This is a genomic window from Verrucomicrobiia bacterium (assembly GCA_035629175.1).
Taxonomy (GTDB): domain Bacteria; phylum Verrucomicrobiota; class Verrucomicrobiia; order Limisphaerales; family DASXHY01; genus DASXHY01.
Genome location: DASPIL010000007.1, coordinates 15,354 through 40,508 on the forward strand (window position 1 = coordinate 15,354; position 25,155 = coordinate 40,508).

Consider the following 25,155-nt stretch of genomic DNA (forward strand, 5'->3'; position numbering starts at 1 on the left):
CCATGATCCGCCTCCGCAGTTTCATCAACGCCAGCCTTCGCACGAAGGTGCTCGTGCCCATGATGGTCTGCATGGCCGCAATGATGGCGGTTACTGGTTTCCTCGTGAACCGCAGCGTTACCCGGCAGTTCGAGAAGGAGGGCCGCGAACGCCTGACGATCGCAGATGCCAAGCTGCAGTATCTGCTCAAAACGAGGTCCGAGGATCTTCTGCTTCGCTTTCGCACGCTGCCCAATGAACCGCGCTACCGCGCTGCATTTCAGCTCGCCGATGGCCCCACGCTTCATCAACCGCTTGCCGACCTGCTGGGCGAACACGGCGCCGATATCGTTTTTTATACCAGCAACGTGAAGAAGGTGCTGGCCGTGGAGAAGCGGGATCCGCTTATCCATACCGCAGCCTTTGAAACTGCCGCCCGCGATGCCACCGATCGCGCCCTGGAAGGCCAGGAAACTGTCGATACCGTGCGGGCCGGCGCCAGGCTTTACGATGTGGTGGCGATTCCGGTTTACGTGAATCACGAACTTATCGGCGTCATGACGCTCGGCCTGGAAATCGGTGCGGCCGAGGTCCAGAAATTCAGCCAGCTCACCCGCAGCCACATCGCGTTGCTTGCGGGCGGGCGCGTGATTGCTGCAAGTCTTGCAGGCCCCGAAGCCGACTCGGCCTTCGTGAACCTTTTTACAAATACAACGCGAAGCACCGACTCCAGCACGACCCGGGGGCGTCTGACTGACCTGGTCCTGGACGGTCAGCATCATTTCGGAATGACGGGCAGGTTTGATTCCCTCGGCGCCGACGCGACGCTGGGTTACGTTCTGTTAAGCTCGTATGAGTCGTCGCTGCGCGCCCTGGCCGAGACGCAGCATTCACTGCTCGTGGCGAGTCTTTGCATGATCATCGTGGGAGCGACAACGGCCTGGTGGCTCATCAACAAGGCAACCCAGCCGTTGCGCGAACTGCGCGACAGCGTTGAAGCGGTCGGCCGTGGCGACCTTTCACGGCGTGTCGAGGTGAAGTCCGAGGACGAGTGCGGTGAACTCGCGCGCGTGTACAATCAAATGACCGAAAACCTCTCGCGCTCGCGCGAACAACTTGAGCATGCGCACGCGGAGCTCGTGGAATCCTCACGGCTGGCGGGTAAAGCCGAGGTTGCCACGAGCGTGTTGCACAATGTTCGCAACGTCCTCACGAGCGTGAACATCGCGTCGTCATTGATGGCACAGGGGCTCAAGCATTCGAAGGCTGGACAACTGGCGAAAGTGGTTACCCTCCTGAGCGAGCATCGCGAAAACCTCGGCGCATTCCTCACCCAGGATCCGAAAGGAATGCAAATTCCCGATTACCTTGCGGGCCTGTCGAAGCATCTCGTCTCCGAACAGGAAGCCGCCCTGAAGGAACTCGCGCAATTGCAGAAAGGCGTGGAGCACATCATGGAAATCGTGAAGGCCCAGCAAAGCTACGCGAAGACTTCTGGCGCGCGCGAAACGGTTCGCGCGGATGATCTCCTGACCGATGCGCTGCGCATGAACGCGCTTCCCGCAAGCGGCGTGAAAGTGATCAAGGAAGTTGTTGGAGACATCAGTCTCACCGTGGAGAAACACAAGGCGCTGCAAATCCTCGTCAACCTCATCCGCAACGCGCACCAGGCCTGCGAGGCGGGTCCCAACGAGCCGAAGATTTGCCGCATTGTTGCCTCCAATGGCGGACCCAGGGTTCGTTTCGAGATCACCGACAATGGGGTGGGAATCGATCCCGCGAATCTCAACCGCATTTTTGCGCATGGGTTTACCACCAAGAAGGACGGACACGGATTTGGCCTGCACAACAGCGCGGCCGCCGCGCGGGAACTTGGCGGCGAACTCCGCGTGCGCAGCGATGGCCCCGGCCACGGCGCCACGTTCACGCTCGAATTGCCTGCCTAGCGTCCGGGCGGTCAGTGTCCTCCAGGGTGCTCCTGAATATATTCCTGCTTCAGCCCCAGTTGTTCAGGGGCATGCAGCACGAGCATTTTCATCCGCACATCCGCGGGCACTTCGCGGGAGGTCAGCTTCGAAACCACAATCATTAGGATGATTGCAAGCGGCACCGCCCAAATCGCGGGCTGCTCGCAAAGAATTCTCAACAGTGGATGATGAGCCCAGAATTCATTGAGCGGCGCAAAACCGGCAAAGATCTTTCCCATCGGCCCCTTGTCTGATGCGAGGGTGCCAAGGTTCGTCAGCGTCGCCGCACCCAGCGCGCACAATCCCCCAGTCAGCATGCCGACAGCCGCGCCGCGCATCGTCATTCCCCTCCACCAAACCGACATGAACAACAGTGGGAAATAACTTGCGGCCGCGATTGCAAATGCCTGTCCGACCATGAAGTTGATCTCGAGCGGTTCAACAAAACTCCCGAGAAGGACGGCCACGCCCCCGATCATAACGGCAGCGATCTTGAACATCCGCATCCGCTCCTCGGGAGTGGATTTCGGCCGCAGCATGCGCCCATACACATCGTGGGCGAGCGCGCCAGTCATGGAAACCAGCAACCCGCTGAACGTGCTCATGAACGCGGCGAACGCTCCCGCGCACGTGATTCCCGACAGGACCGATCCCAACGGATAATGCTTCTCATTCAAGAGACGCGGCAGTTCGAGCACGATCTTGTCCGTTCCCTTGGACCCGATTCCCGAATACAGCTCCGGGAGCAGATTGCGTCCCATCACTCCGAAGACTGGCGGGAACACATAGAAGACGCCGATCAGGATCATCACCCACATCGTCGTTCGCTTCGCCGCCACGCCGTCGGGGTTCGTATAAAACCGCACGAGAATATGCGGCAGCCCGGCAGTTCCGCAGACGAGCGCAATGATCAACGAATACGTGTACAACAACGAATACGGTTTCGTTTGCTCGGGCGTCAGGTTCGCGGCTTTGGCGGCCTTTGCACTGAGCGGCCCGAAAGGATTCAACCAGTTTGCGTCGGCAGGAGCCTTTTCCGGAAGTGCGGCGCGCGAAACCGCGGTTGAATCGGCAGGAGCATGGATCGAGGCGCTGGGACCCGTTGCATTGGCTCCGACCTGCGCGCCGTAATTTCCATAAACAGCCATCAACACAAAAATGGGAACGGATATCGCAAACATCTTCGCCCAGTATTGAAACGCCTGAACCAGCGTGATGCCCTTCATGCCGCCGAGCGCCACGTTCAGCGTGATCACGCCGCCGACCAGCACCACGCCCGCCCAGTATGGGAGGTCAGGAAAAATATAGGCGAGCGTCACGCCCGCGCCCTTCATTTGCGGCATGGTGTAGAAGAATCCTATGAAGAGCACAAAGCAGACGGCGATTTTGCGAAACAGGGGCGAATCATAACGGCCTTCGGCGAAATCAGGAATCGTGTACGCCCCAAAACGTCGAAGCGGCCCCGCAATAAACAGAAGGAGGAACAGGTAGCCGCATGCATAACACACGGGATACCAAAGCGCGTCGTAGCCGCTGCTCATCACCATTCCCGCGATCCCCATGAAACTGGCAGCGCTGAGATACTCGCCGGAAATCGCGCTGGCGTTCCAGCCGACGCTCACACTCCTGCCAGCCACAAAGAAATCGCTCGCCGTCCGGGATCGTTTGGCCGACCAGAATCCCATGAAAATCGTGGCGAACACCGTCACCGCGCTGAACGCGAGAATGTAGGGATCGATGTTCATTAACGCTGAACCTCCTCAACTTCCTCCCGTTCCAACGCGATGGAACGACGGATGAAACAGAATGAAATCACCCACACCGCTGGAAAGAAACCGATCCCGAGAAGAAACCACGACAGCGTGAAACCAAAGACGCGGCGTGCCATGAACTCAGGTGCAATATAATTCGCAAGGGGAAGTCCAAGCAGCACCACGAGAAAGGCGGCGGCGCAGGCAATTGAAAGGCGAAGTTGTTTGCGCATCAACGAATGCAGAAAGCTTTCGCTGTGCATGTCGGGCTTCGGAGGAATCATGCCGCGTGTGTAACAAAGCCGCTTCCGTGAAGCAACGGCATTCACTTCAGCTTCCGCCATTTCGGCGATTAAAGCTCGCGCAGGCGAAAGAATCGGTTGGAGCTTGCAGCAGGCACCTGCAATTCGAATCTCGGTCCCGAGAGCACAACCGTTTCGTTCACAGGCTGCCAGCCGCCGTCGAATGACGTCGCAGTTTCCAAAACGTGATTCGTGAACTCTGCCGGCCACATGAGCTTGATTCCGGATTGAAGCCCCAGCGCTGCGATCTCAAGCCGCGGATTCGCATCCCAAGGCACAGTGGCAAGATCGCTCCAGTTGCCTGAGGAGAGCGGAACACCCTGCGGAATAGCAACGGCCTTCAGCCGCTTGATCCATTCAGCGGAGATGGGCGAAACGTATATCGATCGGGTCGTTGAGAGACGCGGGTCAGTTCCATCGATTGTGAAGTAAATCAACCATCCCGCGGACGCCGTCATGCTGATGGTTCCGCCCTGCAAGGCGGAGCCGTTCAAGGAAAGGATTGGCTTCGTTCCAGGATCCGGCAGTCCAGCCGATGCAAGATGGCTCAACAGCAGTTGCTTTTGGGTTGTCAGGACGTTCTTGGTTTCAGCCGTCGAACTCCGAACGGTTCCCCAGCCCGCGGCATCGGCCTGGCGATCTGGCGTCATCAAGGCGAACAATTCATCGATCCTTGGAAAAAGGATCTCCTCGCGAATTACCTCGGCCAGCATTTGGCGCAGCGTCAGCAGGTAGATGCGCCGCAAGGTTGGATTCAGCGACACCCGCCTGCACAGACTGTTCCGCTGCCAGTCGGGGTTATCACCCTGCAAGCCGTCGCCATACAATGGCCGCAATGGGCCGACTCGTGAGAACGTGAAGCCCGAGTCGAAATCGTAGCCCAGCCATTGCCACTTTCCGCCGGGTTCGCCGGGAAGGAAGTGGTAATGATTGTGGCCACCGAAATCGTCAATGTTCATGCAGATGAGCAGCGCCCAGCGCTTGAACCATTGATCCAAGTCGACGTGGGAATCGAGCCATGGCAAGAGCTGGTCGTCTGGCAAATCGTTCACCGCATTTACGAATTCCCTCAAGGAGTCAGGCGTTTCCAGCGGCCTCACCTTTTTGTTGTAGGCTCCCCAAAAGTCAAAGTCCGACTGAAGGCCGTTGGGGAAGAGGTCCGAATTCTTTTGCTGTCCCGTCGTTTCAACCGACCGCGCCTTGTAAACTTCGCCAGCCGCGTCATGTCCGTGCTTCTCCAGCCAGGAACCTGTGGGGCTCTCGAACCCGATGTAAACACCCCAAAAGGCGCCATTCAAATGCATCCGGATTAATTCGTGTTCGAGTGACGTGACCCCTGCCCGCTCGAAAATCTCAAACGCAAGCTGTTGCTCCAACGGAACAGAGAACATGGTGTCGTAGGTCCGGTTTCCCTTGTACGGCTGTGACTTTGGGAATCGAAACTTCCATGCATGCGCAGGAAAAGTTCGCGAGCCCCGTCCCCTGTACCGGACTCCCACATGCGGATACGCAACATGATCGATGACAAGCGAGCAATCCACATACTCATCGGATCTCGGATCCGCATCGAGTTGCGCCGAGTTCCGGGCGCTGAGGAACACGTTGAACAGTGTTAATCCCGTGTTGATCTCTCCGTCATAATGAAAATAGGCCTGTGTCGGTGAGGGATCGTCCGCGAAGGGAAGCCAGTTGGTGTAGCCATGTGAATCCACCGTACGGATTTTATAATGCACCAACGTTCCCGACGGACGCCCCGGATGAACCGCCCCATAGACCTGGTCGCCCGCGATTCCATCGCCGTGCAACCCATCATCAAACATCTGCGAATAGGACGTGTTCGTTTCGAGATTGAGTGTTGTCTCCACGTGCACTGACGCAGGCGGGGAACTGCCGGTCACGCGAACTGTGATGGTGACGCTGTTCGTGGAACGCGGCTTTGACGGCGTGTGTTTCAGATCATCGAGCAGCAGTGGAACGTGCGTGGTTGAAACTGAATTGGTACGGCCAGGCGTGCCCTTTCCAATAAAACCTCCGAGCGGCGGAATCAGATTTGTCGCGGAGGCCGAGGTTGTGAGAACAATGGAAATATCATAGCCCACGAAATCGTCGATGCCGCCGGGAGGCACGGTCCCAAATCGTATTGTATCCCCGGCATTCACATTCACCGCCAAGGCGGCCGCATTCGTTCCATTGTGAAAGCGCCGGGGATTTGCGGAGGTCGTGCTCATGTCGGCCGACAGCAGCATTCCGCTCGTGAGCAACGTGTTGTTCCATTTCACATGCCAGGCTTGATCGCGTCCCCAATGGCGAAGGAGCCAGACTCCACCCTCAATGCTGACCTGGCCCGGCGTCGCAGCAGTCCACCAGACTTCAGAGGGGCCGTGACTCATGATCGTTCCGATTGGAAAATCGTATTCAGGATGCGGCGCGCCCGGCATCGACGAGGAACCCGTGCTCCTGGCCCACCCAGGAATTCCACCGGCGCCCGCGTCAGTCCAGGCCGGCTGTGAACTTCCAAGATCGCCCGGGAGCCAGGAACTAAGATGTCCGTTGATCAGCGTGCCGTTGCCGTTCCGGAAGCTCCATGGACCGCTTGGGTTTTGAACATCGCTCCACCCATCGGTGAGGCGGTTTGTGATCCGGATGGCATCCAGTTCTGACCATTGCTGATGAAACGATGCCTCACTGGCCTGGCTTGCCCGCCAATTGGCTGGAGTGCTGTTGTCGCCGTTCGGAAAAAGACATTCCAACGAAACGCCCAGTTCGTCAGGAGCCTCGGGCCACGGATGGCTGTCTGAGTAACGCACCGTGTTCATCACCCGTCCCGAAGCATCGCGCAGCGTCAATCGCTCGCCGCCATCGCTCAAAACTCCAGTAAATGGTCCCGCCACGTTGGTGATCCCGAATCGCGCCTGCATCGCTTCCGGGCTGGAAGCGATTACGAGATGCGCTCCCGCGTTCAGAACAAATCCGGGCTGAAAGGTGAACGAGATTCCGTCAGTAAACGCCCAGCCCGCAAGGCTCACAGCATTCGTGCCGCGGTTGAAAAGTTCAAGGTATTCGCCGAGCTCGTCGTCGCCCCGCTCGCGATACGGGCCAAAGTTGATGCGATCAAATTTTTGCCGGGCCTCCTCGCGCAACGGCCGATACATGATCTCCCTGATGATGACGGGAGTGTCGCCCGCAACGCGCGGAACGTTCGGTTGTCCAGGAGAATACGGCTGTCCGATTCCCCAACTGGCCGGATTGGCGTTATCATCCCCGGGGAAAAACAATTCGAGCGAGACACCCCCATCCGCTTCCGGAGGCCACGGTGCAACGTCATCATACGCCACGACATCGATCAACCCAGCGGGCGTGCTGTCATCCCATAACTGAATCGTTTCCCCAGCGTTATCCAGGCGGCCATCGAAATCGCCGACAACGTTCGTCATTCCATAAAAGGAACGTGCTGCGGCGGCGTCCTTCGCGACGACGATAATTCCCCCCGGCGCCACGACCGTTCCGCTTGGAAACGTGAACGTGACAGCGCTGCTGAGCCTCCATCCGCCGAGGTCAACAGATTCAAGTCCAGGGTTGTACAGCTCCACGTATTCCTCGCCCGGATTTGCCGCGCCGGGATGATACATGATTTCATTGATGACCACATTCTGGGCGGCAGCCTGGAAGGCAATGAATGCGGCTAGCGGTAGGCCTGCAAAAACACCTGGCGCAGTTGCATGTTTGAAAAAGCGCAAACTCGCAGGATCCTTGTGCACGCTGCAAATACCAGGTGATTTGATCGTTTCTGTCAATCGCAACGCTTCAAACAGCCAAATCATCGGCTGCCCCTCCATGGAATAAAAAGCAGCACCAACTTTTCTCGTGTCATCTGCTCCCCACGGGCTGACAGACAAAATTGAGAACAGTGTTGAGATGCGCCCGCCCTTCAGCCTCAGCGTTCCGCACTGGCAAGAATGGTTTCGAAATGGGGGGATTGTTCCTCGCGTGCAACGATGCTGATCTCAATCTTTCGAAAGCCTGCTTGCTCCAGCCATTGATGCAAATCGCTTTCAGGAAATCCCAGCCAGCGATCACCGTACAATTCACGAGCCTTCTCAAAGTTATGCTTCAGAAGGTCCAGGATCAGGATTTGCCCGCGGGGCTTCAGCAGCGCCTGGGCAGCTTTCAATGCCTCACCCGGATCTTCCGCATGATGCAGTGCCTGGCTCAGGACCACCAGGTCGACGCTGCCCCTCTCGATGGGGGGGTTCTGCAGGTCGCCGAGGCGAAAGTCGAGGTTCTTCAAACCGTTCTTCTTTGCCTTGGCGGCGCCAAACTCCACGATCTTTTCGGAGTTATCGACAGCAATGACTTTTCGGCAGCGGCGGGCCAGCAATTCGCTGAGCAGCCCCTCCCCGGCCCCCAGGTCGGCCACGGTCAAGGGGGGCAGGATGCGCAGCAACAAATGGCCGAACGCCTGCCAGGAACGGCCCGGGCCATAGACACGATCAAAGCGGCCCGCGATCTGATTGAAATAAATTTGCGCCTGCTCGCGGCGGCGCTGCGTCACCCGCTTCAGGTTGATCTGATCGCCATCGTAGTCACCCAATTCCTTCGCGCCCCGGATTGCCAGCTGGATGAATTCCTTCGCGCCGGCGTCCGCATCCTCATTGAGTTTGTAGAAAGTCCGCTTGCCGTCGCGCCGCGACTCGACCAGCTCAGAGTCCTGAAGCAGGCCGAGGTGCGTGGAAATCCGCGACTGTCCCATGCGCGTGATCTCCTGCAATTCGTTCACCGACAACTCGTCTTTCTCGAGCAACGCCATGATGCGCAGCCGCGTCGGGTCCGACAGGGCTCGCAGGGATTTTAGAGTGGAGGACATACGTGGCGATGAGTTCTGTAAATCAGGTTGGCAAACTTTTTCCAAAATACCGTTTGACGATGTTCGCTCCGGATATATCATCCAATCCTGATACGTCAATATGACAGTTTGAAAAGCAACGCTTCCTCATGAGTAACAATTACATCTTCTCTTCAGAATCCGTCGGCGAAGGCCATCCCGACAAGGTCGCCGATACCATTTCCGATGCGGTTCTTGACGCGTGCCTCGCGCAGGACAAGTTCAGCCGCGTCGCCTGCGAAACCTACGTGAAGTCGAACATCGCCATCGTTGGAGGCGAAATCACCACGAAGGCGCGGCTCGACTTCGTGAAGATCGCGCGCGATGCCATCCGCGAGATCGGTTACGTCAACGACGACGACGTTTTCCACGCTGACAAGGTGTTCGTCAATGTGATCATCACTCAGCAGTCGCCTGACATTGCGCAGGGAGTGGATGCCCGAAAAGCCAAGGGAAAGAAGACCAGCAAGCAGGGCGCCGGCGACCAGGGGCTCATGTTCGGTTACGCGTGCAATGAAACACCTGAGTTGATGCCCGCGCCGATCATGTTCGCACATCGCCTCGGCCGCGAATTGACCAACCTGCGGAAGCGCGGCGACGTCGCCTGGTTGCGTCCCGACGCGAAATCGCAGGTGTCCGTCGTTTATGAAAACGACAAGCCGGTCGCGATCTCCAATGTCGTCATTTCAACACAGCATGCAGCGGACGTTGACCATGCCGAGATTGAGAAATACTGCATTGAGAAGGTCATCAGGAAAGTCCTGCCCGCGAAGCTGCTCACCGAGAAAACCGAGTTTCTCATCAACCCCACGGGCCGTTTTGTTGTGGGCGGACCTCAGGGCGACACGGGTTTGACCGGGCGCAAGATCATTGTGGACACCTACGGCGGCATGGGCCGTCACGGGGGCGGCGCATTCAGCGGGAAGGATCCGACAAAGGTCGATCGCAGTGCGGCTTACATGGGACGATGGGTGGCCAAGAATATTGTGGCGGCCGAATTGGCAAGCCGATGCGAACTGCAGTTCGCGTACGCGATTGGGCATCCTGACCCCGTCAGCGTGCACGTGGAAACATTTGGAACCAACACTGTTGACCGGGAGCAAATCGTTCGCGCTGTCAACCGCGTGTTCAGCTTCCAGCCGGCCGACATCATCGAACAGCTCGACCTGCGCCGGCCGATTTATTCCAAGACCACCAACTACGGCCACTTTGGCAAGAACGACGCCGCGATCACGTGGGAGAAAACCGACAAGGTGGACGCCCTGCTGAAGGCGATCGGCCGCGGAAAATCCGTGGGCGTCACGACTTCGCTCAAGAAGTCCGCGCTCGTCAACGGCCGTTCTTCCCGAGCCCAGCTGAGCGCTTAATCGATAACGAGCTTTAAGAACCCAACACATTTATTCTATGGCGAAAATCAAATTATCCGAATCCCGCCGCGCGAAGCCGTCAAAGGCCTCGGTTGCAGCGCCGAAGAACGGCAACGGGTCCAGGCAGGACTTTGCCGTGCGCGACCTCTCGCTCGCGGAATGGGGCCGCAAGACCATCGAGGTTTCCGAACACGAAATGCCGGGCCTCATGGCAATTCGCAAAAAGTACGGCCCGCAAAAGCCGCTCAAAGGCGTGCGCGTCACGGGTTCCCTGCACATGACGATCGAGACTGCGATTCTCATTGAGACTCTCGTCGATCTCGGCGCGTCGGTGCGCTGGGCCAGCTGCAACATTTTCAGCACACAGGATCACGCTGCGGCTGCGGTTGCTGCCGTCGGCATTCCCGTCTTCGCCCACAAGGGCGAAACGCTCGAGGAATATTGGGACTTCACCCTTGCGGCACTCACCCATCCCGGGAACAAGGGACCGCAGCTGATCGTGGACGACGGCGGCGACGCCACCCTGCTCATTCACAAGGGCTACGAACTCGAGAATGGCAGCGACTGGGTCAACTCGCCGAGCGACAACCATGAAGTTGCCGTGATCAAGGCGCTGCTCAAGCGCGTGGCCAAGGAACGGCCCGGTTTCTGGCATGAAGTTGTCAAAGACTGGAAGGGAGTTTCAGAAGAAACCACTACGGGCGTTCATCGCCTTTACCAGATGCTCGAACAGGGAAAACTCCTCGTGCCGGCCATCAACGTCAATGACTCGGTCACGAAGTCCAAGTTCGACAATCTCTACGGCTGCCGTGAATCCCTGGCTGATGGCATCAAGCGGGCAACCGACGTCATGATCGCAGGCAAGGTGGCGGTCGTTTGCGGTTACGGCGACGTCGGCAAAGGCAGCGCCCATTCGCTTCGCGGATTCGGCGCGCGCGTGATCGTGACTGAGATTGATCCGATCAATGCCCTTCAGGCCGCAATGGAAGGCTTCGAAGTCACGACTCTGGAAGATACGCTGGGCACAGGTGACATCTATGTCACCACAACTGGAAACTGCGACGTGATCACGCTGGAGCACATCCAGAAGATGAAGGACCAGGCGATCGTTTGTAATATCGGGCACTTCGACAATGAGATTCAGGTGGATCGTTTGAACAACCTCAAAGGCGTGAAGAAGATCAACGTGAAGCCGCAGTATGACAAATACGTGCTGCCGAACGGCCGCTCGATTTATCTCCTCGCGGAAGGCCGCCTGGTGAACCTGGGATGCGCCACGGGGCACCCAAGCTTCGTCATGTCGAACAGCTTCACGAACCAATGTCTCGCGCAATTGGATCTGTGGAAGAATCGCAACACGAACAAGGTCGGCGTCTACCGGCTTCCCAAGCATTTGGACGAGGAAGTGGCGCGTCTGCATCTTGAACGCATCGGCGTCAAGCTCACCAAGCTGTCGAAGAAGCAGGCTGAGTATTTGGGTGTTCCGCCCGAAGGACCCTACAAGCCAGAGCACTACCGCTACTGAACGACGGATTTACAATAAAGGCGAACGGGAAACCGTTCGCCTTTTTTTTGCGCGGCATTAATGCCAGGTCAATGCGTGGACAAAGCGACGCGTCAGTTCGGACGGTCTGAAGCAGCCTCACGGACGGCGCGCCTCATTTCATGCCTTGGCGTGTTCGGATAGATACATGCCGATTTCTTGAGGGAGCGCTTTCAGGATTGTTTGTGCCATCCGCTCCTCGTCACGAATGATTGTGCGGCAGGTTTCGGCGATCTGATTCAATCCAGCACGCTCCGCCGCGGCAGCCAATGCCGTGTAACAGGCGATTTCGAAATGTTCCATTGAATAGGAATCCAGAAGGTCCTTGATCTCCTCATCCCGCGCAAACATGGTCGCCGCTCCCTTCGCCGTTTGCGCCATCATTCCCATCCCAGTCTTCAGCGTGGAAGTGTCAGTGCCGAGCGACTGGAGCGCCGCTCGCACCGCTTCCGCGTGTTGGCGCGTTTCCTCCAGGTGCATCCGCGCCCGCTCGCGCACAGTTGGGCTTGCGTCATTGTTTTCGGATTGCTTCTTCAACGCGCCTTCGAGCCCGCGTTCCATGGCATATGCATCCCTAAGCCAATCCACGATTTCGTCCTGCACTTCGTTTTGGTCCATTCGACCGCGTGTTCCATTTGTGCCCTGGGTTTCCTGATGTCTTGGTTTCATTGTGATGACCTTAAATGTTGTTGATGGTTGATCTTACCGGGTGCTTGACCTTGCCGGCTTTCGCGAGAGCGTCCGGTTGAGGACACTAACTCCGCACTGCTGTGCGCCTCCACTGGGGTGTTGCCCCACAATCCGAGACGCCCTTCCCGCTTGCCGCAGCCACTTGTTCCTCTAACATCGCGGCAACACCTGACGCAGCTCGACGACCGTTGACATCCCATGGCTCACGGCATTGAACATCATGACCTCCGATCCTGCTGAGCAGTTCCATGCTTTCCTGAGTCACAACAGCCGGAACAAACCGGCCGTTCGCGACCTGAAGAATGGCCTTTGCCAGGCGCAATTGAACGTCTGGCTCGATGAGGACGAGTTGCGTCCTGGCGTTCCGTGGCAGGAACTTCTCGAGGCCGGAATTCGCGCTTCTCACAGCGTTGTGGTCATCGTTGGCGCCGACGGTCTGGGTCCGTGGGAAGATGAGGAAATGCAGGGAGCGCTGATCCTCGCCGTCCGCGACAAGCGGCCCGTAATTCCCGTGTTGCTTCCAGGATGTCCCGATGCGCCGAAGCTTCCGCTGTTCCTGGGCAATCGTACTTGGGTGGACCTGCGCAACGGCGTGACGGAGGACGGCCTGGCCCGCTTGATGTGGGGCATCACGGGAAAGAAACCCGGCCGGCGCAAACCTGAGCCACCGCCGATTCCCGTTCCGTCCCCGAGTCCAGAGCCTTACCCTCCCGGACCCCTGCCCGCGCCTGCTCCAGGACCGCAGCCTGCGCCCGCGACTTTGAACCAGCTTCTCGCCGGCAATTGGCAGGTGCAGATTCAAGTTCCGTACGCTCCAGGGGTGATGGGGCAATTGTCACTCCAGATCTTTCCGAACAATGTGTTTCGCGGAACATTGATGTCTCCAATGGGCGTGACGCAAGTGGAGGGGCACTGGCAGACCAACCCGCTGCTGAACCAGATCGGCCTTCAAGGCATCCAAACAGACGGTTATCAAACCATTCCGTACGCTGTTTTGGTGCAGGTCACATTTTGCAATCCGCAGCAGATTGTGGGAATCACCAGCATGGGAGAACAGGTCACCTGGACGCGCACAGGCTAGGTCTTCGGTCAATTTTGCCGCGCCTCGGGCAAACGCTCTTCCGTCAAGCAAAAGACCTCCGCCGGACTGCCGGCGGAGGTCTTGCGATTTACTAAGTGCCGCTGAACTTCTCAGCGGCTGTGACATCAAGGCCAGACGAGCCGGTAATATCCCGTGTCGCTGGCGCCGATGGTTCCATCGTTGTAGGTCGTCACGTCTCCGCCGGACGCAACTCCTGTAGCCACGGTCGTCCAGGCTGGCTCAGTCAAGGAGAGCTTGCGTTGAACGCTGTACGTGTTCAGTCCGAACATGGATCCGAGCGAGTTCCAGCGGATCGTAACGCCACTGGGATTCCGCACGATCGATGTGAGATCAAACAGCTTCGGGATCGAGCCGCTGAAACCATTGCGGCTCAGGTAGAAATCATCCACGGCAATCATGTTGGTGGCGAAGTACGCCCCAGCGACACCCGTGTTGAAGTCTTCGTCAGCAATGCTCACGAACATCTTGTCCAGGAATGGCGTGGGATTGTCAGTGACCTGATTGAATCCGATGTAATCGCGATTTCCCTGGAAGTTCGTGAACAGGAGCGTGCGCGTCGTTTCGCCCTGCTTCTGCAACCAGACGGAGAACAGCGGTTCATCGATCGTCATCGTGGTGGTGTCCTGGTTTGTGAACGCGCGCGTGTTACGATTCTGAATATCCATCCAGACATAGTAGTTGACGTTCGTCTCCAAGCCGTTCGGGTTTACCGACGCGATGTACGAGTAATTGTTGGTCACTCCCGCGCCGCCGTAATCCTGCGCCCGCAGATCAAAGGGCCCACCGGCGAACTGCTGGCCGCCGTCCCGGACGATCGAGATGAACGGACCCACGTTTCCTGCCCCCGCAATGCCGCCCGTTCCAACGAGAGGTCCAATCAGGTTTGCGTCAGTCAACCCGATCGCAGCATCGAGGTCGCTCGTCAACCCCTGAACCGGGCCCGGTTCGCGCAACGAGAAGCGGAAGAAGAGCGTGCTGCTGTCGCCTGGCTCCATTGTGAGTGTATTGAGCCGTGCATAGGACAGCGCGCCTCGCGTATTGAAGCCCAGCGTCCCGGCGGCGTTCAGGTCGTAGCCGCTGCGGGGTGTCAGGACCTTATTCGTTCCGCCGCCGGTATTCAAAGTCACGACGTTCCAACGGTCCTTGTTTCCAGCGAAGTCCGATTGTGCGGAAACCCAGCCGTTTCCGCTGATGCCGTTGACTGTGTCGCTAAACAATCCATCGAAACGCTGCACAAGGTGCCAATCCGCCTTGACACCGGGGAATGAGCGGACGCTGACGCTTGCGGATTTGTCTGTCACAAATCCGTTATGCGCCGTCAGCGTGAAGTTGTAAGTCTGGTTCCCGGTCAGGACAATGTTCGTGGAGCCGATCAATCCCAACGCCGAGACGTCGCCCACACCAGTGATGACAATACTTCCAGGCGCCGTGCTGACTCCCTGCAGATTCCAGCTCAGCGTCACCTGATCTCCGGAAGCAACTTCGGCGAAGCTGGCTGTGAAGGAAACAATGTTGATAACGTTGGTGTTGAACGGCAAACCGGGAAGGCCATTCGTCATGACAAACTGAATCTCTTCCGGCGACAACGCCCTGTTCCACATGGCCACGTCATCGATCTGGCAGGGCGCTCCCGCCGTAATTCCCCCGCGCTTGAAGCCGCCAAAGGCGGTGGATCCAGTCTTATACATGCCAGGGAACACCCAGCTCACATAACCCCGCGGCGGAGGGTTCGACACCCCTGCAGAAGGATAAACGTTGGTCGTGTAGTAAGCGTTCGTCGTATAGACGTAAGGCAGCACGGCGGGATTTCCGTAGAAGTCGACTTGCTGGGTCCCATCCTGGGCAGGACCCGTATCCAGCACGCCGTCCACATAAACGTTGTAACTGCCATTGGTGTCGCGCGTAAGCGTCAACATGCGCCACGATCCATCCAAAACCGGCAATGACGTGTTATGGCTGCCCTGCACCCGCTGGCCAATTGTGGGTGTTTGAAAGGTGCCGTCTTCCAGGGTGACCTGCGTCGCTCCCGCCGTATTGTCGCGAAGGAGGAAGTAGGCACGGCTTGCAGGAACGCCATCGGCATTCCGCACGCCGATCAGCCACAGCGGACCGTTTTGCGCGCCCGTGTTGTCGGCTTCACCGAAGAAACGTCGGTCGACAGGCGACGCTGCGCCATCCAGCTTGATCCACATGTTCATCGTGTAGGTCCGCTGATTGGCAAGCGGGAGGAAATCGCCTTCGCCCGTCAGCGCGTCCATTCCGGTGGACGGGTAATAAAGGACGGTCGCGCCAGGAGATTGGGTCAGGTTAAAACAGTTGCTCACGGCGTTGCCGGGGCGGGTGGATGCGATGATGTTCGCGGCGGAGGTGGCGGGGCTCAGGAGCAAATCCCGGCGGCCGAGCAGGTCGGGAGTGGAGGCGCCATCTGGATTCAGGAAATCCAGCGGATAAAATGCCACGAGACCGTTGGTCGCCTGTTGGAAGGTGACCTGGCCGTGGCTCGATGCGACGAGCGCGCATGATGCTGCCAGGGCGGCAGCCAGCATGCGACGGGGGTTTGTTGTTTTCATGGTTGGATCTTGTTGCAGCTGTTGACCTTTTGATTTCAGACAGAATTGCTCAAACCGCATGGCCTTATCCACCCTCGCACCGACCTCAGCAAAGGCCGCTTAACTGAAGACTTAATAAAACCAGTAAGTCGTACCGCCCGTGGTGTATACCGCGCGCACCTGCGTGGCATTCCGGCTCTCGACGTGCCCATCGGCAAATGCCGCGTTGACGCCGCTCAGTTTGCCCCCGAAAAAGTGAGCGGTGTTGGGACTGATGCTGGAGATCTCGAAAGTTGCCCCGTTGGGAGAGTTGAGGCCATTTCCCGTTCCCGATCCCGCCTTGTCACTCACGAATGGAACCAGTGACGCCGACTTGTCACTGACGGTTTTCGGCCAGCCATAGATTGCTGGGTTGGAACCTTTCGCCCAGGGAGGAACCACGGCAGGCGGCAGGGCCGAAAAGTCAGTCGGGAAGTCGTTGTCCTGCCGCCGCGGCACCCAGTAGTTGTAGTTGAGGATCAACTCGTTCGGAAAACTCCGTCGGAAATAATCCCGCAAGTCTTCAATCTTGTTCATCGGTCCGCCGCGATTCGCCACAGCCCAGTTATTGGCACCATCGAACTCTGTCGGTCGGACCGGATCGAACCACATGGGAACAGTCAAGCCGTAGGGGATCAATGCTTCGCACATCTCAATGCCGACATCCCAGGCATAGCGCCCGCCCCCGGCTGGATCGAAGCTGGGCAATTTTCCTTTCGTGTTGTCACCAGCGTACATGTTTGCAACGAGGGTCCATTGCTTGAAATTGGAAGTGCAGTTCACCACCTTGGCCTTGAACTTTGCGCGCGAGAGCGCCGGCAGGAGCATGGCGGCAAGGATGGCAATAATAGCAATCACCACCAGCAGCTCGATCAGGGTGAAAGCAGTGCGTACAGGCTTAAGGGAGGCTGGCTTCATAGGCTTGGGCTTAGGCAGCAGCATGACAGAAATCTCTCACGGCGGAATGGACGATATTCTGTTTTCCATGGAGAATTCTATTGTTCTGCGTTTTGGGGTCGGTGTCGGCGATCCAGGTTTCCGTGTCGTTCCCTGCAGCTTTCCAGGTTTCCGCGCCAGGACCTTCTGGTTGATTGGACGCGCCGCTCAAGGACCCGTCCGCGTTGCGGCTCCCATTCTGAAATTGACCGGCGCGGTAATCACTCGGCGGAACTCCATTGATCGACTTGAACACGCGCGAAAAATAAAACGGATCGTCGTAGCCCAGCGCAGCGGCCACTTCCTTGATGTTCAACGATGTGCTTGTCAGCAGGTGACAGGCGTGGCGCATCCGCAGGCGAATGAAGTAATCAATCGGCGCGCAACCCATCATCCGCTTGAACAGCGCGAAGTAATGCGACAACGAAAGGCTGGCCATCGACGCCAGTGTCGCAGCCTGAAGCGGCTGGTCGAGATGCCGAAGCATGTAATCAAGACTCTGCTCGATCTTGCGTTCGTGATCCGAGAACCGGCCGGACATGACAGCAGGAGCTGGAACGTCATGCTCACATCGGCCCGCAATTGTCTGAGACACATTCTTCATGCGCGTTTCTTTTGTTTTCGACAAAAACAAACTCACCAACTGCCAACACAACGGGGAACGAATCAGGCTACCAACGGGGCGCCGAAATGCTTCTGGAGGACGAGGGTGATCGTGCCTCGCAAACGCGGTTCGGTGTCAGGATCGGTGGAAACAATACGCGTCCCTGCAAGCGCAGGGGAACGGCGCTTCAGCTCTCCTTCAACAATAGGACCCACTCGCGACCATGCGCGAGTGACTTCGCCAACAAGGACAATGACCTCGGGAGCCAGGCCAGTGATCAGCATCGCAATGCCAGCGCCTAGAAAATGCGCCATGCGTTCCATGGCTTCTATTGCCTTCACGTCGCCCTGTTCAGCAAGGCGCAGGATATCCTCGAAGGTGAGTGGCGAATTCCCGTTGCGGCCGTTGCGGCTGTTCGTGGTGCTTTCCGTGTAATAACGAACCGCGGCGGTATTGGAGGCGCAGGCTTCCCAGCACCCGCGGTTGCCGCATTTGCATTCGGGTCCGTCTTCCTGAACGGTGACATGCCCGAATTCACCCGCCATCCCAGTGGCGCCGCGGACGAGTTGTCCGCTTAAAATCATCCCAACGCCAATGCCTTCCGAGATCGTGACGGTGACCAGATTGCGCACGCTTTCGCCATGCCGGCCGCTCCACAATTCAGCGAGAGCACAGGCATTTGCGGCGTTTTCCACTTCCACCGACAACCGCGTGGCGTTCTCCAGCGGAGTCTTCAAATCGAGATCCTCCCACCCAAGGTTCGGCGCGAACACGAGCTTGCTCGTTGCAACATCCACGCGGCCCGGCAAGGCAACGCCAATGCCCTCGTACGAAATCTCGGGATGCGATGCCATCATGTTCCGGATACGTTGAATCAAGTCCGCCAGAAAGCGATCCTGGTTCTTGTCAGTGATCAGGACTTCCTGCGCGATGAACCGCGTGTCAAGGCCTGCAATGGCAATCGTGGTTCGCGATGGACGGACATTGATGCCGATGATGCCGGCGCGGTCGCAATTGAGATGCAGGAACGTGGGGCGGCGTCCGCGCGGCAAATGACCCACCGCACCTTCCGTCACCCACCGTTGCGCAATCAGTTCCTCAGTGATCGCAGAGACTGTGCTGCGCTGCAGGCCGGAATGACGCGAGAGATCCGCGCGGGAAACAGGCTGATGCTTGCGAATGAGGTTGAGAACAATCCGCCGGTTAATGTCACGAGCGGTTTCGCTGGTGGCCACCTGAAAGTTCTCGAGGTCGATTTTACGCACCGGGCGGAGGATTCGAGGTGATTTTGTTTGGCGTGCGAACAATATGGCAAACGCAATATCACTGTCAACGAAATTTATGCTTGAAAGTAGTGAGCTGACTAGAAACCGATGCTCGCGCCACCGTCCACGGGAAGGATCACGCCTGTCACAAAACGAGCGGCTGGGGAACAGAGGTAGGTGGCGGCCCATCCAATATCTTCAGGGGTGCCAAAACAGTTCATCGGAGTGCGGCCTAGGATTTTGCGAGAACGTTCCGGATCCCCGTTCAGCGCACTGCGCATCATGTCGGACTCGATCCATCCCGGGGCAATCGCGTTCACCCTCACGCGGTGCGGCGAGACTTCTGTTGCGAGCGTTCGCACCAATCCCAGGTAGCCAGACTTTGCTGCTGCATATGCGGACACCATTGGAATCCCAAACAACGAAGCCATCGATGCCGTGAACAGAACGTTCCCGTGTTTTCGGGCGATCATCCCAGGCAACACTGCGCGGGTGAGAGCAAACGCAGCTACAAGGTGCGTCTGCAGAATGGTGCTGAACTCCGCGGGTGACGTGTCCACGGCATTCTTCTTCAGATGAACTCCAGCATTGTTCACAAGGATCGACACCTGCCCCACCCTGTTGGCAACGCGATCCACCAGCGCAATGGCTTCATCGGCTTTCGTGAGGTCGTGCGCCTCAAAGAACGCCTGCTCACCGATCTGCTTCGCTGCCTCCTCAAGCACCTCTTTGCGCCGCCCCACCAGCACGACCTTCGCTCCCGCTTTTGCCATGCACGATGAAATACCCAAACCAAGCCCCGTGCCTCCTCCCGTGACCAGCGCGATTTCACCCTTCAATGCAAACGGATCGTTCATGTCCCTCAACTATTCCTTCTCCAAAACCTGCAACGCGGCCCGCATATACCCGAGCGCATAAGCCATCCCGGCATGCCATGGCGCGGCGCATGTCATCTGCGGCGTATGATCCGGGATCAACACTCCCTCATAGTTGTTCTTCTTCAGTATGCGCAAGACGCGGATCATATCGATGTCCCCGTCGTCGATAAAGGTTTCGCGATAGTACGGCACCTTCCCAGTGACGTTTCGAAAATGCACGTACGCGAGTTTTCCCTGCCGGCTGTAATCATCCACGGCACTGTAAACGTCGCCCTCAGTCATTTCGGCAAGTGAGCCGAGGCAAAACTCCAGCGCATTCGCAGGGCTTGGCCGCAGGTCAATCACGCGCTGATACATCGAAGGTTGATAAACCAGCCGCGGCTGGCCGCGCATTGTCGGCATCGGAGGATCATCGGGATGCAGCGCCAGCTTCACCCCCGCCGATTCGGCCACAGGTAACGCCGCTTCCAGGAACACATTCAGCCGCCGCCACAATTCATCGTGCGACGCCACCGGAACCTCGCCCTTGGGCGCATTGCAGTCATAAACCATGTTCCACACCATTCCCTGTGGCATGGGCACATCGACCGGGCCTTCCATCCCCACCGACATTGCGCCGCCGCGGGCATAAGGCCTGTGTGTGCGGCCGCAAACGCCTGCGATGCTGAAATTATAGCCCATGATGGGAATCCCCGCCTCGCCCAGGTTTCGGAGGGTCGCCTTGACGTTTTCCAATTGATGCTCCCTGGCCGGGCCGTCCAGCAAAACATCATGCCAGTGTGCCGGGTCGAAGTTCTCGATGGCTTCCAGCTTCAACCCTTCGGCCTCAATCGACTGCCGCAACTCCTTTAGTTCGGCCGCCGACCAAATTGTGGCCGGATCTCCGGCAAGGCCCCATCCAAGTTCGCCGCCCGTCGGCTGGTTGTCGCAGGGATTCTGCACGCCGCCTTTGAAGTAATCCACGAGGTGCGCGACGATATGAGTCGCTCCCGCCTGCCGCGCAAATTGGAAATTTTCGCGGGTCAGCATGTGTCGATAGAGGCCAAGTCCCAATTTCATTGCAAAAGTAGCGAAAAACCCGACGCGCAGATTGTTGCCGCCGGAGTGGCAGCAGCTGCAAGCAGGAAAAGGAATTTTAGAGAATAGTCCATGCGATTCGTACGATCTTCCATTCCGGGCTGGCAAGTGCGCTGAAATACTTCCGCCCGCGCTGGTTTCGTTGAAAACCGCCGCGATCAGCCCGGGAAATTTCGCTTGTTTGCCGGGCGACCAACGAAAGAATACGACGCATGAACCAATTGCGGTCCCCCGCCCGTCCCCTTCCCCGATCCAGCACCCGACCCGATACCGCTCCGCTGTATAAGCGCTCGGATCAACCCACTCCCAAACGGGTTCGCGATCTTCTGTCACGGATGTCGCTCGAGGAGAAAGCAGCCCAGATGATGTGCGTGTGGCAGGAGAAGGCGGCCAAACTGGTGGACGCGCAGGGAAACTTCGATCCGCAGAAGGCGAAGAGTTCATTTAAGAAGGGCCATGGAATTGGACAGGTTGGAAGACCCAGTGACGCGGGCAGCGCCCCGGCCACTCCCGCGGATGGCAAAACTGCCCGCGGAATGGCGGAACTGACAAACGCCATCCAAAAATTTTTCATCGAGCAGAGCCGCCTCGGCATCCCTGTGATCTTTCATGAGGAATGCCTGCACGGGCATGCCGCCAAGCATGGCACGAGCTTTCCTCAGCCAATTGGGCTCGGCGCCACCTTCAATCCTTCGCTGATTGAAGCACTCTACACAATGACCGCCCGCGAAACCCGGCTTCGAGGCGCGCATCAGGCTTTGACGCCCGTCGTGGACGTCGCGCGCGATGCCAGATGGGGTCGCGTCGAGGAAACGTACGGCGAAGATCCCTATCTCGTCACCCAACTGGGGATGGCTGCCGTGCGCGGCTTTCAGGGCGACGCCTCATTCAAGGACAAGAGCCGATTGATCGCGACGCTGAAACATTTCGTCGCACACGGCCAGCCCGAATCCGGAATGAACTGCGCACCGGCGAATGTCTCATCCCGCGTCCTGCGCGAGACATTTCTCGAGCCGTTCCGCCAATGCATCCAGCGGGCCGGCGCCATGAGCGTGATGGCCAGCTACAATGAAGTCGACGGCGTTCCGTCCCACGCCAGCGAATGGCTCCTGCGTGATGTCTTGCGCAAGGAATGGGGATTCAAAGGCTTCGTCGTCTCTGATTATTACGCGATTTGGGAACTGGGATACCGCCCCGACACGCATGGCCACTTCGTCGCTGCAGACAAGGCACAATCCTGCGCGCTGGCCGTGAAGGCGGGTGTGAACATCGAACTCCCCGAACCTGACTGTTACCTGCATTTGGTGGGCCTGGTTCGCAAAGGCGTGTTGAAGGAAAAGGAACTCGACGACCTGATCGCTCCCATGCTGGAAGCAAAGTTCCGGCTGGGCTTGTTCGATGATCCTTATGTCGATCCTGATGAAGCGGATCGCGTCGTCGGTTGCGACGAGCATCGAAAACTCGCCCGCCAGGCTGCGGTGGAAACGATCACCCTGTTGAAGAACGAAAACGATCTCGCTCCGCTGGATCCATCGCGATTCAAAACGATCGCGGTGATCGGGCCCAACGCAAATCGTTCGCTCCTCGGCGGCTACAGCGGAGTTCCTAAACACAATGTCACCGTGCTCGATGGGATCACTGCCAAAGTCGGCAGCCGCGCGAAGGTGCTGTATTGCGAGGGCTGCAAAATAACCGTGGGCGGTTCGTGGCAGCAGGATGATGTCACGTTCAGTGATCCCGATGAGGACCGCAGGCAGATCGCTGAAGCCGTCCGAGTCGCGAAGCGCGCCGACGTCGTAGTTCTCGCGATTGGCGAGAACGAGCAGACATCCCGCGAAGCGTGGAGCCTCAAGCACATGGGCGATCGGGCTGCCCTGGAATTAATCGGACGCCAGATGGATCTTGTGGACGCGCTGGTTGCCACGGGAAAGCCTGTGATTGCGCTGCTGTTCAATGGCCGTCCGCTGGCAATTGCCGAGCTCAGCGCAAAAGTGCCCACGCTGTTTGAATGCTGGTACCTGGGACAGGAATGCGGCCATGCAGTCGCAGACGTGTTGTTCGGCGACGCCAACCCTGCTGGAAAATTGCCCATTAGTTTTCCGCGTTCTGCAGGTCATCTGCCCGTTTTTTATAATCACAAACCTTCGGCGCGCCGCGGCTACCTTGCCGATGACGTCTCCGCATTGTATCCGTTCGGGTTTGGATTGAGTTACACCCGTTTCGAAATCAGTAACGTGCGCCTGGAAAAGAAACGCATCCGGCCGGACCAATCAACACGTGTCGTCGCGGAGGTCACGAACACCGGCAAACGAGCGGGAGCTGAAGTGGTGCAACTCTACATTCGCGACCGCGTCAGTTCTGTCACACGGCCGGTCAAGGAACTCAAAGGATTCAAGAAAGTCGAGCTGCAGCCTGGGGAGACCCAAACGGTCGCGCTCGACATCGCGCCCGATTCGCTGGCGTTTTACAATGTCGGCATGAAATACGTGGTGGAACCGGGCGAGTTCGAGATCATGGTCGGAAACTCATCGCGCGACGCCGACCTGCAGCCGGTGGTCCTGACGGTCCTGCCCTGATTGCCCTCATGAATAATCCCAACCAGAAACTTTCGTTTCTCGAGAAAGCCGGATACAGCGGCGGAGATGCCGCGGCGAACTTCGTCTTCATGACGATGGTTCTGTTCCAGCTGAACTTCTACACGGACGTCTTTGGTCTAAAAGCCAGCCACGCCGCGGCCATCCTGTTGTGGCCGCGACTCTGGGACGCTGCGTTTGACCCGATCATGGGACTTTTGGCCGATCGGACACGCACGCGGTGGGGCCGGTTCAGACCCTGGGTGCTTTGGACGGCGATTCCGTGGGCGGTCGTCATGGTGCTCGCATACACCACGCCGAAAGGCTGGAGCATGGCTGCCATGCTTGCGTACGCGGCAATCACAAACACGCTGCTGATGACGCTCTATTCGATGAACAACATGCCTTACTCGGCATTGGGCGGAGTCATGACGGCGGATCTAAACGAGCGAACCAGGCTCAATTCGTTCCGCTTCATTTCCGTCAATATCGCGCAGTTCATTGTAGGCGGCTTCACCCTGCCCCTCGTTGCAAAGTTTGCTGTTGGACACGACCGCCAATACGGGTGGCGAATGACGATGACGATCTGGGCGGCAGTGTGCCTGGTCCTTTTCCTGATCACCTTTCTCACCACGCGCGAACGCGTGCAGCCGGTCGTTGAAACCAAGGCGTCACCCAAGCAGGATTTCACGGACCTGCTGCGCAATGTCCCCTGGCGGATCATGTTTGTGATGACGCTCTTCCATTTCGCCATCCTGTCGTTCCGCGGCGGCGCGCTCTATAATTATTACCACCATTATGCGGACAAGGCCGCGATGTTTGATTTCATCGAGAAACTTGGCCTCACCGCACCAGCGCTCGTCGAAGGTGCAAAGTCCAGCGGCATCCTGGGCTGGCTGGGTTACATCGTGCATGGCGACCGCGCAAACCTCGGCAACAGCAATGTTGCCGATGTGTTCAACAGCATCGTCAACATGATCGGCACGGCGACGACAATCACCGTGATCCTGCTGTCGCCTCCGCTCTCCCGCAGGTTCGGAAAAAAAGCGATAGCAGTCGCTGGATTCGCGCTCGCATCGCTCGGGACGTTTGCCTTCTACCTGCTGTCGCCGACAAATGTCACAGGAATGGTGTTGCTCACTATTTTGATCGCGATTTTTTACGCGCCCACAATTCCTCTCGTCTGGGCAATCTTCGCCGACGTTGCGGACTATTCCGAGTTGCAGACGGGCCGCCGATTCACAGGGACCGTATTTGCGACGATTGGTTTCGCCTTGAAGGCAGGGCTCGCGCTGGGATCGGCTTCGTTCCTGTGGATCATGGCGCGGCTGTTTAATTACGAAACGAATCTTCCAACGGCGCCCAATGCAATCGCCGGCTTTCGATTTACGAGCGGGATCGTTGTCGGAATTTTGTTCGCCATCTGCACCTTCCTTCTGATGGCTTACAAGCTGAACAAGCGCGCCACCCTGGACATGGCCGCAGAACTTGCCGAAAGACGCAAACAAGCGCCCCCGCCAGGTTCAAGTGCGCCTGCATAATCGCACCCACACCCGGAAAACCAGGCGCAGCGCAGTCCAAACGGCCGTCCGTACTTCCCACCCTGCGCGTTCCGTAGCGTCCCTTCTTGGATATCCGAATTCATTCGGCT

Annotated in this window: 17 protein-coding genes; 6 read left to right on the top strand and 11 right to left on the bottom strand. The window is 57.9% G+C overall.

Annotation, left to right across the window (positions count from 1 at the left end; all coding sequences use genetic code 11):
• Nucleotides 1-2 precede the first annotated feature (2 nt).
• Nucleotides 3-1,925 carry an ATP-binding protein gene (locus tag VEH04_00990; GenBank protein ID HYG21325.1) on the top strand — a complete coding sequence of 641 codons (1,923 nt, stop codon included), beginning with the start codon at nucleotides 3-5 and terminating at the stop codon, nucleotides 1,923-1,925.
• An 11-nt stretch (nucleotides 1,926-1,936) separates the two neighbouring features.
• On the opposite strand, the gene VEH04_00995 is transcribed toward VEH04_00990, so the two are convergent.
• The 4 genes from VEH04_00995 to VEH04_01010 all read right to left on the bottom strand — a co-directional run bounded on the left by VEH04_00995 (nucleotide 1,937) and on the right by VEH04_01010 (nucleotide 8,863).
• Nucleotides 1,937-3,691, bottom strand: a complete 1,755-nt coding sequence (locus tag VEH04_00995) for a cation acetate symporter (protein HYG21326.1) — start codon at nucleotides 3,689-3,691, stop codon at nucleotides 1,937-1,939.
• Complete coding sequence (locus VEH04_01000; protein ID HYG21327.1) at nucleotides 3,691-3,981, bottom strand: DUF485 domain-containing protein; 291 nt, start codon at nucleotides 3,979-3,981, stop codon at nucleotides 3,691-3,693. The genes VEH04_00995 and VEH04_01000 overlap by 1 nt, the downstream gene beginning before the upstream one ends.
• 68 nt (nucleotides 3,982-4,049) lie before the next feature.
• Nucleotides 4,050-7,820: a lamin tail domain-containing protein gene (locus VEH04_01005; GenBank protein HYG21328.1), complete on the bottom strand. Its 3,771-nt coding sequence runs from the start codon at nucleotides 7,818-7,820 to the stop codon at nucleotides 4,050-4,052.
• A 113-nt stretch (nucleotides 7,821-7,933) separates the two neighbouring features.
• Nucleotides 7,934-8,863 carry a metalloregulator ArsR/SmtB family transcription factor gene (locus tag VEH04_01010; GenBank protein HYG21329.1) on the bottom strand — a complete coding sequence of 310 codons (930 nt, stop codon included), beginning with the start codon at nucleotides 8,861-8,863 and terminating at the stop codon, nucleotides 7,934-7,936.
• A gap of 128 nt (nucleotides 8,864-8,991) precedes the next feature.
• On the opposite strand from VEH04_01010, the gene metK reads away from it, so the two are divergent.
• Together metK and ahcY are read left to right on the top strand one after the other, a co-directional pair.
• The gene (metK, locus tag VEH04_01015; protein HYG21330.1) at nucleotides 8,992-10,248 is read left to right on the top strand and encodes a methionine adenosyltransferase; all 1,257 of its coding nucleotides are present in this window, start codon (nucleotides 8,992-8,994) and stop codon (nucleotides 10,246-10,248) included.
• A gap of 37 nt (nucleotides 10,249-10,285) precedes the next feature.
• A complete protein-coding gene (gene ahcY, locus VEH04_01020) occupies nucleotides 10,286-11,773 on the top strand; it encodes an adenosylhomocysteinase (GenBank protein HYG21331.1) in 1,488 nt (495 codons plus the stop codon).
• A 138-nt stretch (nucleotides 11,774-11,911) separates the two neighbouring features.
• Here ahcY and VEH04_01025 read toward each other — a convergent pair whose 3' ends face one another.
• Nucleotides 11,912-12,460: a DUF892 family protein gene (locus VEH04_01025; protein HYG21332.1), complete on the bottom strand. Its 549-nt coding sequence runs from the start codon at nucleotides 12,458-12,460 to the stop codon at nucleotides 11,912-11,914.
• A gap of 241 nt (nucleotides 12,461-12,701) precedes the next feature.
• On the opposite strand from VEH04_01025, the gene VEH04_01030 reads away from it, so the two are divergent.
• Nucleotides 12,702-13,562, top strand: coding sequence for a toll/interleukin-1 receptor domain-containing protein (locus VEH04_01030; GenBank protein HYG21333.1), 861 nt, complete (start codon nucleotides 12,702-12,704; stop codon nucleotides 13,560-13,562).
• 125 nt (nucleotides 13,563-13,687) lie between these two features.
• Here VEH04_01030 and VEH04_01035 read toward each other — a convergent pair whose 3' ends face one another.
• The 6 genes from VEH04_01035 to VEH04_01060 all read right to left on the bottom strand — a co-directional run bounded on the left by VEH04_01035 (nucleotide 13,688) and on the right by VEH04_01060 (nucleotide 20,913).
• Nucleotides 13,688-16,153, bottom strand: coding sequence for a hypothetical protein (locus VEH04_01035; GenBank protein HYG21334.1), 2,466 nt, complete (start codon nucleotides 16,151-16,153; stop codon nucleotides 13,688-13,690).
• Nucleotides 16,154-16,264: 111 nt separating this feature from the next.
• Nucleotides 16,265-17,089: a prepilin-type N-terminal cleavage/methylation domain-containing protein gene (locus VEH04_01040; protein ID HYG21335.1), complete on the bottom strand. Its 825-nt coding sequence runs from the start codon at nucleotides 17,087-17,089 to the stop codon at nucleotides 16,265-16,267.
• A 10-nt stretch (nucleotides 17,090-17,099) separates the two neighbouring features.
• Nucleotides 17,100-17,711 (bottom strand): AraC family transcriptional regulator, encoded by a 612-nt coding sequence (locus VEH04_01045; GenBank protein HYG21336.1) that lies wholly within the window; start codon nucleotides 17,709-17,711, stop codon nucleotides 17,100-17,102.
• Nucleotides 17,712-17,773: 62 nt separating this feature from the next.
• Complete coding sequence (locus VEH04_01050; protein HYG21337.1) at nucleotides 17,774-18,976, bottom strand: ROK family transcriptional regulator; 1,203 nt, start codon at nucleotides 18,974-18,976, stop codon at nucleotides 17,774-17,776.
• A 98-nt stretch (nucleotides 18,977-19,074) separates the two neighbouring features.
• A complete protein-coding gene (locus VEH04_01055; GenBank protein HYG21338.1) occupies nucleotides 19,075-19,833 on the bottom strand; it encodes an SDR family oxidoreductase in 759 nt (252 codons plus the stop codon).
• A 9-nt stretch (nucleotides 19,834-19,842) separates the two neighbouring features.
• Complete coding sequence (locus VEH04_01060) at nucleotides 19,843-20,913, bottom strand: mannonate dehydratase (protein ID HYG21339.1); 1,071 nt, start codon at nucleotides 20,911-20,913, stop codon at nucleotides 19,843-19,845.
• 230 nt (nucleotides 20,914-21,143) lie between these two features.
• On the opposite strand from VEH04_01060, the gene VEH04_01065 reads away from it, so the two are divergent.
• Both VEH04_01065 and VEH04_01070 read left to right on the top strand, forming a co-directional pair.
• The gene (locus VEH04_01065) at nucleotides 21,144-23,507 is read left to right on the top strand and encodes a glycoside hydrolase family 3 N-terminal domain-containing protein (GenBank protein HYG21340.1); all 2,364 of its coding nucleotides are present in this window, start codon (nucleotides 21,144-21,146) and stop codon (nucleotides 23,505-23,507) included.
• An 8-nt stretch (nucleotides 23,508-23,515) separates the two neighbouring features.
• Entirely contained in the window at nucleotides 23,516-25,045 is a 1,530-nt protein-coding gene (locus VEH04_01070; protein ID HYG21341.1) for an MFS transporter, read from the top strand.
• Nucleotides 25,046-25,155 lie beyond the last annotated feature (110 nt).

What these genes read in the sequence shown, in the direction of transcription:
- VEH04_01065 (HYG21340.1), top strand. Translation starts at nt 21,144, where the DNA reads ATGAACCAATTGCGGTCCCCCGCCCGTCCCCTTCCCCGATCCAGCACC.
- VEH04_00990 (HYG21325.1), top strand. Translation starts at nt 3, where the DNA reads ATGATCCGCCTCCGCAGTTTCATCAACGCCAGCCTTCGCACGAAGGTG.
- VEH04_01030 (HYG21333.1), top strand. Translation starts at nt 12,702, where the DNA reads ATGACCTCCGATCCTGCTGAGCAGTTCCATGCTTTCCTGAGTCACAAC.
- ahcY (HYG21331.1), top strand. Translation starts at nt 10,286, where the DNA reads ATGGCGAAAATCAAATTATCCGAATCCCGCCGCGCGAAGCCGTCAAAG.
- VEH04_00995 (HYG21326.1), bottom strand. Translation starts at nt 3,691, where the DNA reads ATGAACATCGATCCCTACATTCTCGCGTTCAGCGCGGTGACGGTGTTC.
- VEH04_01035 (HYG21334.1), bottom strand. Translation starts at nt 16,153, where the DNA reads ATGAAAACAACAAACCCCCGTCGCATGCTGGCTGCCGCCCTGGCAGCA.
- VEH04_01055 (HYG21338.1), bottom strand. Translation starts at nt 19,833, where the DNA reads ATGAACGATCCGTTTGCATTGAAGGGTGAAATCGCGCTGGTCACGGGA.
- VEH04_01000 (HYG21327.1), bottom strand. Translation starts at nt 3,981, where the DNA reads ATGATTCCTCCGAAGCCCGACATGCACAGCGAAAGCTTTCTGCATTCG.
- metK (HYG21330.1), top strand. Translation starts at nt 8,992, where the DNA reads ATGAGTAACAATTACATCTTCTCTTCAGAATCCGTCGGCGAAGGCCAT.
- VEH04_01070 (HYG21341.1), top strand. Translation starts at nt 23,516, where the DNA reads ATGAATAATCCCAACCAGAAACTTTCGTTTCTCGAGAAAGCCGGATAC.
- VEH04_01040 (HYG21335.1), bottom strand. Translation starts at nt 17,089, where the DNA reads ATGAAGCCAGCCTCCCTTAAGCCTGTACGCACTGCTTTCACCCTGATC.
- VEH04_01010 (HYG21329.1), bottom strand. Translation starts at nt 8,863, where the DNA reads ATGTCCTCCACTCTAAAATCCCTGCGAGCCCTGTCGGACCCGACGCGG.
- VEH04_01005 (HYG21328.1), bottom strand. Translation starts at nt 7,820, where the DNA reads ATGATTTGGCTGTTTGAAGCGTTGCGATTGACAGAAACGATCAAATCA.
- VEH04_01060 (HYG21339.1), bottom strand. Translation starts at nt 20,913, where the DNA reads ATGAAATTGGGACTTGGCCTCTATCGACACATGCTGACCCGCGAAAAT.
- VEH04_01025 (HYG21332.1), bottom strand. Translation starts at nt 12,460, where the DNA reads ATGAAACCAAGACATCAGGAAACCCAGGGCACAAATGGAACACGCGGT.
- VEH04_01045 (HYG21336.1), bottom strand. Translation starts at nt 17,711, where the DNA reads ATGAAGAATGTGTCTCAGACAATTGCGGGCCGATGTGAGCATGACGTT.